The organism is Dysgonomonas sp. (assembly GCF_035323175.1).
Classification (GTDB): domain Bacteria; phylum Bacteroidota; class Bacteroidia; order Bacteroidales; family Dysgonomonadaceae; genus Dysgonomonas.
Window position 1 is genome coordinate 12800 of record NZ_DAOKYH010000010.1, and the last position, 12957, is coordinate 25756.

The window sequence follows — 12957 nt, forward strand, 5'->3', positions numbered from 1 at the left end:
TAAATTTGATGTCATATTAGAATATATAGATTACTATCTAAGAACGTCAATAACGTCTTCTATATTTTCGAAAAAGAAAACTATATTCTATCTTTGTAAATACCGCCACAAGAAGTTGTGAAGTAAGCTGAAAAATAGTGAAATACAATCGTAGCCTGACTCAAGGACTACTTTTTAGACATCATGCAAACTGGCTTGTATAGCCGAGTTAAAGATATAGGGCCCGTCCCAGCGGGATCACTAACTAAAAAAGCCTTTCAGAAATGAAAGGCTTTTTTATTTTTGCTCTATTTCTTCTATTATTACTAAGAATTGTATTTACAAATTCATTGATTTTTGTGGTGTGATATTTACAAGGTCAAAAAAGTGAGAGTTTAATATTTTATATATACATTTTAGCCAATCTGAATAACAAAAAGCTTTTTTTCTTACCCCTCTGAATTGGCTTCTAAAAGCTTTAATGGGATCTATGAGGCAGTTTGATGATGAGTTTAGTAACTCCTATTATTACTAAGATTATAAATAAAGATTAATTTAAGAGGGGGTAGCCTAATCCAATATTAATTACAATTTCTCAAAAATAATTACTAACAGTCATACTTTTAGATAGTTATTCGATATAAATAATATTCTATTTACTGATTTAAGGGTGTCTTCTCCTTTGAGAATATTCGCTAAAGAAATACACAGGAAAATTGAGAAAAGATGAATAATTTAGAAGTAGAGCGATGTGGTGAAAAATTAAAAAATAAAAACTTAAATTATATTAATATATTGAAATAAATACTACATTTATGCCCGAATAAAATAACTAACTATTCCTATGAAAAACAATAACACTATATTTTATTTATTGACCTTTCTTGTAGTTTTCTTATATTCTTGCGAATATGATAAAGATATAGTTTATATAAAAGAATTAACACCTCCTAAAGATTCAGTAGAGCTAGATATTGAATTATCACATGTTCTTCCCAATAATACAATCTATATATATGAGTATACCAAGCTGACATACACGATAGATTCCAAAGGTAAAGATATACTTGATTTTAAGATATCTTTTGATGGTTCTGCAGAGATTCATGAAAATAGTATTTACCTGTATCCTTTAGCAGATAACTCGGTAAGAAAATTAACATTTGACGTACAACTTAAAACACATACAGGAAGTATGGCTGATATTTTGGGATATGAAAAATATGTGGGAAGGTATGAATACAATATAAAATTTGTGAAACTTGAAGAGAATTTTAAGACTAATCTACGTGGCAGTAAATCAGAAGAAGGATATTTACAGTTGAATTGGGATACGCCTGTATTTGACAATGCAGATCTTGTAAAATATGAACTAATTTATACGGACGACATTACAAAACAACAAGTAAAACATGAAATAACAGACCCCAAGCAGACTAGTTTTATTGACAAAAATTATATCTGGGGCTATAAGACCTATGAATTACTGACCTATTATAAAAACAAGGATGTGAATTACGAGTCTCTAAAGTCTGATTACTTTAGTCCGGAATATTATGGATTTAAAAGTAACCCTAAATTCACCTATGAATACCTAGACAGTGAATTCATGAATGTATCGTGGGCAGATACAGGGTACAAGTGCAAATATTTGATTATCGATGCAGATGGAACGAAAACAGAATGTGAACAGAAGCAACGGAAAGTCAAGATGCAGCGTTTCCGGTTTCCTTCTGATGGAAATCGCTTCAAGCTTTACATACTACCCTTTGATATGCCATATAGTGAATATGATAAAGGTATATTTATTGATTGCGATTCTTATTGGTATAATATAGGAGAATATTCAGCGATTCCTCATGCTTGGAATATTGCAAAAAATGAATATTATAATCTCAACAATGGAGAGTTAAATGTGTTTTCAATTTCTAATTCCACAAAGAAGAATAATCTTTTCCTTCGTGAGTTGGACGGTGCTGATTTCTTTAATATTTCTGTGTCAGACAAAACCTCGCAAGTTGCAATTTATAAATGGACTCTCCCGATGCCAATAAGCACTTCAGATCTATTTATATATGAGAATAATAACTTCACGAATCCGTTGCGGATAGAAAATGTAACTCGAAACGCTACTCCATTATTTTTATGTGATAACTATACTCTTTTTTATAGTGATCTATTTTGGCTGGGGGATACTAACTACGAAAGATCTTGTATAGTATTGAACAGTAAAACAGGAAATGAAATCTTTAGACAAGTATTACAAAATAGAGAATCTCAGTTTACCGTATCTCCTGACGGAAAATATTTATGCGATTATTATAAAGCACATCTCATTATCTATGAAATAGAGAACAACAAAGCTGTACAAATATACTCTTATACAAATACCGAATATAGATACTTAACTTGTCAGTTTAACTATTCTAACCCGAAAGAGTTGATCTTAGGAGGAGATATCGAAACTGCAATTTTTGATGTTGAGTCACTTACCAATAAAAATTCAATAAAAGGTAAATTTTTATATCAAGATCCTATTACCGGCAACATCGCTTGTATGGACGAGCATTATAATCAAAATTTTCTTTTAAATATATACGATAAAACATTATCTCAAAAATTAATTAGAGTTCCATTTAACTATTATACATCTGGTAATAATTCATTCTTCAATAACAGGTTATTTTTCAATGATGTGCTGGCATATCGTTTAGATTTACCCTTATAGAAATTCTTAAAATATGAATAAATATAGCACTTTCTTAACTCTATTTGTGATTGTACTCTTTTTTGGCTGTGAATATGACAAGGATGAGATTTATCAGGAGGATATTACTCCGCCAGAAGAGATATCAATAGATATAAATTTGGATGGTTTAGAAAATGGAGAAACTCTATATATTTACCGAAAGACGAAGATCTCATACAATGCTGATTTCAAAGGTAAGGCTTTTCTTAAGTATGAAGTCAAATTAGGAGATAAAAACTTATATTTACCAGAAGATGGAATCCTTTATTTCGATCCATTCGATTACAGAGGAGTAGATGAATTAAGTTTAACTATAGATGTAGAGTTAAAGACAGGGACAAATAGTATAGCAGAGAATCTAGGTTTAGAAAAATATCTAGGGTCATTTAAGTACAAAATCAGATTTATTCATAATGCTGATTTATCCTTAAAGTTTGAAAACAGTATTACTCAAGATGGAAATCTGAAAATCAGTTGGAAACCTCTCGATTTGAAACAACTGAGAGTAAACAAATACGAAGTCTATAGCTACAATGGGTATGAACAAAAGTTGTTAACTACTATAACTGACACGGAGAATCCTTTTTTTGTTGACAAATCGCACGTATTAGGCAAACAGGATTATTTGATCTTTACATATTTTGAGGATGATAGAATAGAAAAACTATGGGACTATCATACAGTTCAGATCGAATATCCCTCAGAAAGCTTAGATTCTGAACCAATAGGGCTTGATAAAATGAAAGTGTGGTGGGATAAACATATTTATAATTGTTACTATGCATTGGAGCTAGAAGATGGAACCATAATTGATTGCAAAGGAAACACAGAAGTAGAAATAAGCCACACTTATAAATTTCCTATATACAAAGACATAAAATTACATATCTATCCGGTTGACCACACCGGAAATCTTTCTTCAACACCCTATTCTAGCCAAGTGTTACAATCTAACAGAGTTAAGGATGTTTATGTCTCAGGAGGAATAGCGTATGACATAAAACATAAAGAATTGTATATAAGAGATCAATATAAGCTTTTGGCACTTGATCTGTCAACAATGGATGCGATTCCAAATAGAGTTATTGATAGACCTTATGATTGGGATTGGTGGAGCCAATATATGTATTATTCCGAATTTCATGAAAAATTGTTTTATATTGCAAGTGACTACAAGATTAATATATATGACAGAAATCTTAAGATTCAATCTTATATAAACTGGGAGAAGACAGCATTGAGTAAATTTACAGTTTTGCATGCCAGAAAAGATGGAATATTAGTTTTTGGATATGTTGATCCTAATGGACATTGGACTAATGTATACAATCTTACAAACAACCGATTAATCTATCGTGAAGGTCCGGATGTCCTTCGTAACTATGCGAAAAGATCTATGTCAAAAGATGGCACTTATCTTTGTGTATCAGAAGATAACTACATTCAAATATTCGGTTTTAATAATATAGAAATGTTCAATATAAATTCAATATCTACTTATCCTATAAACTTTCAAGAATGTATTTTTAGTAAAATTGACGATGAGGAGCTTTATGTAATAGAAAAAGAACAATTTTATAGGATGAATGCTTTGACTAAAAACAGAACATCCTATATTGTCGGAAGATTTATAACTGAAGATCCCTTTACCGGGAATATAGCATATATAAAAGATTATAATACATTTGTTATTCTTAATCATGAAATGAATAAAGAAATATACTCGACCCCCGTAAGTAGGACATGGGATTTAGGGTTGTTTAACAATATACTTACTACAGATAAGAGTGGAAAATTCTATTACCTTGATCTAAATCCGTACATCAAATAATATGAAGAATATTAATATAATATCAATATTATTATTGATCTTTTCCGTTTTCACCGGGTGTGAATACGATAAAAATGATATATATATTGTTGATATCCAAAAACCGGTAGAGAAAAGAATAACATTCAATCTTGCAGATCTGCCTTCAGGAACAACGATTTATATTTATCAGAAAACAAATTTAATGTATGACCTGAATCTACCCGAAGGGGATATATTAAAACGAAAATTAACTTTAGGAGGTAGAGAACTTCTATCTACTGATGGTTATATTGTATTAGATCCGAAGGATTATAATAGTAGAACTGTGGAAAAGCTTACTCTTGATGTCGAAGTAAATTCCGGTTCAGAAAGTATTGCAGGAAAACTCGGTTTAGAAAATTATATTGGGACATTTGAATATGAAATTGTTTTTATTCCTGATGCCGTACTAGGTTTACAGAATATTGCTCATCACAAAAATAAAGATGATTATTTCGAACTAACATGGAGTAAGCCTCAATTGGAGCAGTATACGGTAGAGAAATACAGAATAACATATTATCATGACCGTACTGAATATATAGAAGAAATACTAAATCCGGATCAAACTGTTTTTGTTGATACACGGGCGGTATTTGGTTACTTACATTACAGGATAGAAACCTTTTTCAAAGAAAGTTATCGACAACCTTGGGTCGATAATTATACTACCTCTATTGAGTTTCCCAAATATTCCGTTAAGTTTGAATACACGGGCATAAATTCGGGGAGAATATCCTGGCCAAAGAATGAGTATAAGTCTAAATATGCATTTGCCAGAGGATATTATGGTGATATAATTTACGAAGGGACAAATAACTACTTTGAAATTGAAGATTTAGCTGATTTTTCAACAAAACATGGTGTTGGAATTTTTCCTATAAGTTACGCCGGAGAATGGGTGGAGCTTTATGTTCTGCCTATGAGTGCTAATACTGTTAATCGAAATATGCCCATACATTATGATGAACTACATAGCCAGAGCTTAATTACAAGGAGCAGCGATTATGAAAATTATATTGCGTTCATAGATACAACCAAAGATATTTTATTTATAAAAAATCAAGATGAATTATGGTCTTATAATAGTAATACTCTTGAGGCGATTGACAATCGATATTTACCAAATACAATGACTACAAACTGGAATGTCCATGGTTTTTGTTCTGAAAAATCGTCTACAATATTTATTCCGAATTATGATTGTATTGACTTGATCAGTTACGACCTAAAAAATCATGAAAAGATACAATTCGAGTCTACAGAAGCACTGAATTATCAGTATGCTTATCTTGGAACTAATGATATTGTATTTATATATTCGAAAGAATCTCCAAAGCTTTATGCATACGATTTAAATTCAAGAAAATTAATTTCTTCTTTATCTTTAGATAATATGTGGGGTAATGTTGTTGTCTCTCGAGACGGAAAATATGTGTGCTTATACAATGATATTAGAGCTCTAGTTTATAAGTTTTCGGACAATGTCTTTTCTCTACTCTATACAGAAGAGTTTCCTAGTTACGGATTGGGGAGTTACGATTCTAAAAGTATTTGTTTTAATGAAAAAATATCTAATCAGCTGATCGTAACATATTCTCCTGGGACATACAGTAATGAGATGTATACTGTAGATATAGAAAACAACTCGAAATCCGAGAAGAAAAGATATTCTTATAGATGCTCTGACCCTTATACTGGGAATATTGTAGCTACGTATGGTGCAACTTGTACTGTTTTTGACACAACATTAACCAAAGAGCGTTTATCTTTAAAGAATTCAGAAACAGACTACCTTATTAATAACTTATTCCTGAAATCAGGATGGGGCAATCAAAAAAATCTTTATTATCTAGACATAACTAATTATTTGAAAAAATGAAAAAATATATTTTCTTAATTATTACTATACTATGTAGTATATATGCTCAAGCACAGTTTACTGTAAGCTACTCTTTAGGTTACGCCACTCATGATTTGGATGGAATGAAAAGTTTACTGAAGGGTATACAACAAACACCTCCCGCATCTACTATCGGAGCAAAAAATGTCGATAATTTTTCCACGAATCAACTTATCCATATTGTAGATATAGGTTACAGACTTGATATGCATGAATTCGGACTAAAAGGAGGTGGATATAGTTCAACTGGAGGAAAATTGTCATTGAAGGATTATTCAGGCGAGTATTCCAATCGTTTTATAGTAAATGGCGTTCGCTTTGGAATATATTATAAAAATTATTTCTATACTTATAGAAATAAGAATGATAAGGCTGTTTTTTCTTTTTTTGGAGAGATTTCTCCAGGACTTTATTTCTCTGAAATTAAAAATAATGGCTTTTTTGTCGTTCAAGATAAAGAGTTAGACTCATTCGATGATAAATATTCCAAGACAAGTTTTGCATTTCTCTTCCAAGCCGGAGCGAAATATTACATAACTAAAAATATTAATTTACATGTTGCCTTAGGTTATGATTTTGTAGGTAAAGCAAAAGTTGAGGATTTTAAACCTAAGGAAGCAATGGTCAATTGGAGTGGAATAAGGTTTACAGGTGGTGTTGGCTTCTCTTTTTAATATAGATTACCATCCGAGAATGTAATACGAAGAATTGAGACTATGCTTGTTGATGCTTGATTATAATCGACTAATTTATGGATTGCCTCGCTCTAAATAGCCCTACAGATTTATAGACAAAAATACATTCTCTATCCTTGTACAGTCATCACAAGAAGTTGTGAAGGAATCAGAAAACAATAAAATTGAATTGTATCCTAAGTTACGGACGGATCACTTCTTAGACATAAATAAACCCTAAAAGTTTGTCTAACTATTAGGGTTTATTTTACTTTGATTTTAGAAAGTCACTCTTATTTTATTTCTATTATATACTATGCCAATTTATTAGCCCTTTTCAAATATCTCATTTGTCATTTAAAGGATAACCAACATACATATTTTCTCATCAGAAACTATAGCATCCTTCCCAAACATCAAAAGGTAATATGACACAGAAGTTTCAAGATCGTAAAAAAATAAAATAGCTCTTTAGTAAGAGCAAAAAATGATGTATCTTTGTGCGCATTAAATAAACATCCCTTACTTATCTATATTTATGCACGAAAAAATCATTATTCTTGATTTCGGGTCACAAACCACCCAACTTATTGGTCGCAGAGTAAGAGAACTCAATACATACTGCGAGATAGTGCCTTACAATAAATTTCCATTCGGAGACGAAACTGTAAAAGGAGTTATTCTTTCGGGAAGTCCATTTTCGGTAAACGACTCTGATGCGTTTAAACCTGAACTTAGTGAAATAAGAAAAAACTATCCTGTTCTGGGTATTTGTTACGGAGCACAATATTTGGCTTATACATCGGGCGGAAAAGTAGAGAAAAGCGACTCTCGCGAATACGGGAGAGCTCATCTTGCGAAAATAGACTCTTCGGAGCCTCTGTTTGATGGAATACAAGCAGGCACGCAGGTTTGGATGTCGCATGGAGATACTATAACATCTCTTCCTCACGATTTTAAAACTATAGCCAGTACAAGTGATGTAGAGGCTGCTGCATACAAAATAGATGGAGAACCGACATGGGCTGTACAATTTCATCCCGAAGTTTTTCATACAACAGATGGTACACGTTTGTTGAGTAATTTCTTGAATATATGTAAGATGAAGCGCGACTGGTCGCCTGCTTCTTTTATAGATACGACTGTCGCAGAACTCAAAGAGCAATTAGGAGACGACAAAGTGATACTTGCACTCTCGGGAGGAGTAGACTCGTCAGTAACGGCAGTCCTTTTGAATAAGGCAATCGGTAAAAACCTTACGTGTGTGTTTGTTGATCATGGCTTGCTTCGTAAGAATGAATTCGAAAATGTTTTGAAAGATTATGAGCATCTTGGTCTTAATGTGATAGGTGTTAATGCTAAAGATCGTTTCTATAAAGCTCTTGCAGGTGTTACTGATCCAGAGCAAAAGCGTAAGATAATAGGTAAAGGCTTTATTGATGTTTTTGATGAAGAAGCACATAAACTCACTGATATAAAATGGTTGGGACAGGGTACTATTTATCCTGATATTATAGAATCTTTGTCGATAACAGGAACGGTAATCAAATCGCATCATAATGTTGGTGGTTTACCTGAAAAGATGCACTTGAAGTTGGTAGAACCTCTTCGCCTGTTATTTAAAGATGAAGTACGTCGTGTCGGTCTTGAGCTGGGTATGAAGGAAAATCTTATCAAACGTCATCCATTCCCGGGTCCGGGTCTTGGAATTCGTATCCTCGGCGATATTACTCCTGAGAAGGTTGAGATTGCTCAGAATGCTGATGATATCTATATCTCTATGCTACGCGAATGGGGGTTGTACGATAAAGTATGGCAGGCAGGAGCAATATTGTTGCCAATCCGTTCGGTAGGAGTAATGGGCGATGAACGTACCTATGAGAATACAGTCGCTTTACGCGCCGTAACATCTACAGATGCTATGACTGCCGACTGGGCACACTTGCCTTATGAGTTTTTAGCTAAAGTCTCTAATGAGATTATCAATAAGGTGAAAGGTGTAAATCGTGTCGTTTATGATATATCTTCAAAACCACCGGCAACTATTGAGTGGGAATAAGATATTGACAAAATATAAAAAAGGACTTCAATTTGAAGTCCTTTTTTTATGTCATATACGAGAGTCTTTTATTCCTTTTCTAACAAAACTTTGTCTATAGCTTCTTTTAGGGCATTTTTAGGGAGGGCACCTTGTGCCATCTGTGGCGTTCCGTTCATCGGGATGAATAGTAGGCTTGGTATACTTCTGATTCCAAATAGAGCAGATAACTCAAGCTCTGCTTCGGTATCTATTTTGTAAATATATATTTCCCCATCATATTCTTTTGCTAATTCCTCCAAAACAGGAGCTACAGCCTTACATGGTCCACACCAGTCTGCGTAAAAGTCAATTAACGCGGGTTTGTCTCCCAAGTATTTCCATTCGTTCGGATTGGCTTCATAATTAGCCACTTTCTTTAAGAAATCTATTTTGTTTAAATGTATTGTTTTCACTTTGTTTTCTATTTTAGCAGGTTCTTCTGTCTTGCTACTGTTGGTTTGAGCATAAGTTGTAAGCGAGATTCCTGCGATCAATACTAGTAATAATAATCTCATTCTATTTATATTATTTTTCTTTGTTTATTTCTTTCGATCCGGCATATTGCTGATTCTCATCTATCTTGCAATATCCTGTTATGCAGCAGGAAGTATTCACTGCCACGATAAAGATACCTAAAATAAATTGCAAAGAATGAGTAGCTACCCACTTCTTTATATACCGTTTCATCATTTTTTCTTTTTCTAAAAACAGCTACAAATATAATATGTATTTTCCTTTAGAATATATTTCTATGGTTAAATAAAATGAATAATGATATGCAGAATCTGATAGCGATTAAATTGTAAGAGGATTTAAAAAAGATAAAAAACAAATAAGTTTTAACTCCGTTTTTCGAAGCCAAAATAAAGATTCATCACACTTTCATTTATTTTTTTCTATCTTTGTTTTCTTATAATTGATTCATAAAAACATCTAAACTATATAAATACTGTGTCAAAAAAGGTAGCTGAAACCCCACTGATGAAACAATATTTTGAGATCAAGAGCAAGCATCCTGATGCTATATTATTGTTCAGAGTAGGAGACTTTTACGAAACATTTTCGGATGACGCTATCGATGCTGCCGAGATATTGGGAATCACGCTTACGCGTAGAGGAAACGGTACTGCTCAGTTTGTAGAATTGGCAGGATTTCCACATCATGCATTGGATACATATTTGCCAAAGTTGGTACGTGCCGGAAGGCGTGTAGCTATTTGTGACCAACTGGAAGACCCTAAGCAAACGAAGACCCTTGTAAAGAGAGGCATTACCGAGCTTGTTACCCCCGGGGTCTCTATCAATGATAATATACTAAATCATAAAGAGAATAATTTCCTTTGTGCCATTCACTTTGCAAAGAATACTTGTGGAGTTTCTTTTTTGGATATTTCTACCGGAGAATTTCTCGTTGCAGAGGGCACAAAAGAATATATAGATAAACTACTTACAAACTTTTCTCCTAAAGAGGTGCTCTTAGAGAGAAGTAAGGAAAAAATGTTTGAAGAGTCGTTTGGCTCTCGTTTTTTTATTTTCGAGCTCGACGATTGGGTGTTTACCGAAGATACAGCAAAAGGTCGCCTTTTGAAGCATTTCGAAACTCGCAATCTGAAAGGGTTCGGTGTAGAGCATCTGACAAACGGAGTTATTGCTGCAGGGACAATTCTTCATTATCTGGATGTTACTCAACATACTCAGATAGGGCATATAACATCTCTCTCTCGTATAGAAGAGGATAAATATGTGCGTTTGGATAAGTTTACAGTGCGTAGCCTTGAAATTATCTCAACGATGAATGAAGGAGGCAAAAGCCTGTTAGATATCTTGGATAAGACAGTCTCTCCAATGGGTGCACGCATGCTTCGCCGTTGGCTTGTATTCCCGCTCAAAGATGTAAAACCTATCAATAGCCGCTTGTCGGTTGTGGAATACTTCTTTAAGGATATTGAGCTGAAAACTTTGCTCGAAGAACAACTTGCGTTGATCGGAGACTTGGAACGAATTATATCTAAGGTTGCCGTGAACAGAGTTTCTCCGCGCGAAATCGTTCAACTCAAGGTGGCATTGAAAGCGATAGAACCGATAAGAAATGCGTTTTTGGCTTCGGACGAACCAAGCCTAAGGGAAATAGGAGAAAGGCTAAATCCTTGTCCGGTGATACATGATCGTATCGAAAAAGAAGTGCAACCTGATCCCCCTTCTCTGATTAATAAAGGAAATATAATAAGAAAAGGAGTAAACCCGGAACTGGACGAACTTCGAGATATAGCCTACTCCGGAAAAGATTATTTATTAAAGATACAGCAACGGGAAACTGAAGTTACAGGCATATCATCCCTGAAGATTAGTTTTAATAACGTATTTGGCTACTATATCGAGGTCAGAAATACTCATAAAGATAAAGTCCCTGAAAGTTGGATACGCAAGCAAACGTTGGTAAATGCAGAGCGCTACATTACTCAGGAACTGAAAGAGTATGAAGAAAAGATACTGGGAGCCGAAGAGAAAATTCAGGCCTTGGAATCTAATCTATTCAATGAGCTTGTCCTTAGTATTGTAGAGTATATACCGGCAATACAGGCAAATGCAAGTCTTATTGCTCAGACCGATTGTTTACTTTCTTTCTCCAAAGTTGCAAAAGAGAATAAATATATCCGTCCCGAGATAAATGATACGGATGTTTTAAAGATAAAGAACGGTCGTCATCCTGTAATAGAGAAGCAGTTACCGCTTGGGGAAAGTTATATTGCCAATGATGTATCTCTGGATAGTAACAGGCAGCAGATAATAATTATTACCGGGCCTAATATGGCGGGTAAGTCGGCATTGCTTCGTCAAACTGCACTTATTACACTGATGGCACAGGCCGGAAGTTTTGTCCCTGCCGAATCGGCTCAAATAGGATTGGTGGATAAGATATTTACTCGTGTAGGAGCTTCTGACAACATCTCTGTAGGTGAGTCTACGTTTATGGTAGAGATGAACGAGGCTTCTGATATTTTGAATAACTTATCGCCTAAAAGTCTTGTTTTGTTTGATGAGTTAGGGCGTGGAACAAGTACCTATGACGGTATTTCTATTGCATGGGCTATTGTTGAGTACATTCACGAACATCCTAAAGCAAGAGCAAAAACCTTGTTCGCAACGCACTATCATGAGCTGAACGAGATGGAAAAATCTTTTAAGCGGATAAAGAACTTCAATGTTTCGGTTAAAGAAATAGACAATAAAGTTATATTCCTCCGTAAACTTGTTCCCGGAGGGAGTGAACATAGCTTTGGTATACATGTGGCTAAGATGGCGGGAATGCCTCAAAGCATTGTTAAAAGAGCCAATTCGATATTAAAGCAATTGGAATCGGATAATCGCAAACAAGGTATATCGAAACCGATTAAAGATATTAAAGAAAACAGAGAAGGGTATCAGCTAAGCTTTTTCCAACTTGATGACCCTGTTCTCAGCCAGGTAAGAGATGAAATTAAATCATTAGATGTAAACAATCTGACACCAATGGAGGCTCTAAATAAACTGAATGAGATAAAAAAAATAGTATCCGGTAAATAGGAGTAAATATACTCTAGATACGTATAACTTTATAAAATAATAAGAAAACTTGCTGATCAAATTCATAAATAGAATCTGATAAATTCAAACTATTGCAAAACTGTACTTTAGGTAGTTTTTCTTTCAATAAAAAAACTATATTCGTCAAGTTTTTTT

8 protein-coding genes are annotated in these 12957 nt (G+C 33.8%); 6 read left to right on the forward strand and 2 right to left on the reverse strand.

Going from position 1 to position 12957, the window contains the following annotated elements:
- Positions 1–823 precede the first annotated feature (823 nt).
- From PKC55_RS12150 to guaA, 5 genes are all read left to right on the forward strand, one after another.
- Positions 824–2707 carry a fibronectin type III domain-containing protein gene (locus tag PKC55_RS12150; RefSeq protein WP_291127399.1) on the forward strand — a complete coding sequence of 628 codons (1884 nt, stop codon included), beginning with the start codon at positions 824–826 and terminating at the stop codon, positions 2705–2707.
- Between the two features lie 13 nt (positions 2708–2720).
- On the forward strand, positions 2721–4559 hold the full coding sequence (locus tag PKC55_RS12155) for a hypothetical protein (protein WP_291127396.1): 1839 nt from the start codon (positions 2721–2723) through the stop codon (positions 4557–4559).
- A 1-nt stretch (position 4560) separates the two neighbouring features.
- Positions 4561–6462: a hypothetical protein gene (locus PKC55_RS12160; RefSeq protein WP_291127393.1), complete on the forward strand. Its 1902-nt coding sequence runs from the start codon at positions 4561–4563 to the stop codon at positions 6460–6462.
- A complete protein-coding gene (locus PKC55_RS12165; protein WP_291127390.1) occupies positions 6459–7157 on the forward strand; it encodes a hypothetical protein in 699 nt (232 codons plus the stop codon). Before PKC55_RS12160 ends, PKC55_RS12165 begins: the two co-directional genes overlap by 4 nt.
- Before the next feature lie 538 nt (positions 7158–7695).
- Positions 7696–9216 (forward strand): glutamine-hydrolyzing GMP synthase, encoded by a 1521-nt coding sequence (guaA, locus tag PKC55_RS12170; RefSeq protein ID WP_283685455.1) that lies wholly within the window; start codon positions 7696–7698, stop codon positions 9214–9216.
- A gap of 68 nt (positions 9217–9284) precedes the next feature.
- Here the strand turns inward: guaA and trxA are convergent, their stop codons facing one another.
- The gene (gene trxA, locus PKC55_RS12175) at positions 9285–9752 is read right to left on the reverse strand and encodes a thioredoxin (protein WP_291127381.1); all 468 of its coding nucleotides are present in this window, start codon (positions 9750–9752) and stop codon (positions 9285–9287) included.
- Positions 9753–9762: 10 nt separating this feature from the next.
- A complete protein-coding gene (locus tag PKC55_RS12180) occupies positions 9763–9927 on the reverse strand; it encodes a hypothetical protein (RefSeq protein ID WP_291127377.1) in 165 nt (54 codons plus the stop codon).
- Positions 9928–10218: 291 nt separating this feature from the next.
- Between PKC55_RS12180 and mutS the strand changes: the two genes are divergently transcribed.
- Positions 10219–12801 (forward strand): DNA mismatch repair protein MutS, encoded by a 2583-nt coding sequence (gene mutS, locus PKC55_RS12185; RefSeq protein ID WP_291127374.1) that lies wholly within the window; start codon positions 10219–10221, stop codon positions 12799–12801.
- The last annotated feature ends 156 nt before the right edge of the window (positions 12802–12957 follow it).

What these genes read in the sequence shown, in the direction of transcription:
- PKC55_RS12155 (WP_291127396.1), top strand. Translation starts at nt 2,721, where the DNA reads ATGAATAAATATAGCACTTTCTTAACTCTATTTGTGATTGTACTCTTT.
- PKC55_RS12180 (WP_291127377.1), bottom strand. Translation starts at nt 9,927, where the DNA reads ATGATGAAACGGTATATAAAGAAGTGGGTAGCTACTCATTCTTTGCAA.
- PKC55_RS12165 (WP_291127390.1), top strand. Translation starts at nt 6,459, where the DNA reads ATGAAAAAATATATTTTCTTAATTATTACTATACTATGTAGTATATAT.
- PKC55_RS12160 (WP_291127393.1), top strand. Translation starts at nt 4,561, where the DNA reads ATGAAGAATATTAATATAATATCAATATTATTATTGATCTTTTCCGTT.
- trxA (WP_291127381.1), bottom strand. Translation starts at nt 9,752, where the DNA reads ATGAGATTATTATTACTAGTATTGATCGCAGGAATCTCGCTTACAACT.
- mutS (WP_291127374.1), top strand. Translation starts at nt 10,219, where the DNA reads ATGAAACAATATTTTGAGATCAAGAGCAAGCATCCTGATGCTATATTA.
- guaA (WP_283685455.1), top strand. Translation starts at nt 7,696, where the DNA reads ATGCACGAAAAAATCATTATTCTTGATTTCGGGTCACAAACCACCCAA.
- PKC55_RS12150 (WP_291127399.1), top strand. Translation starts at nt 824, where the DNA reads ATGAAAAACAATAACACTATATTTTATTTATTGACCTTTCTTGTAGTT.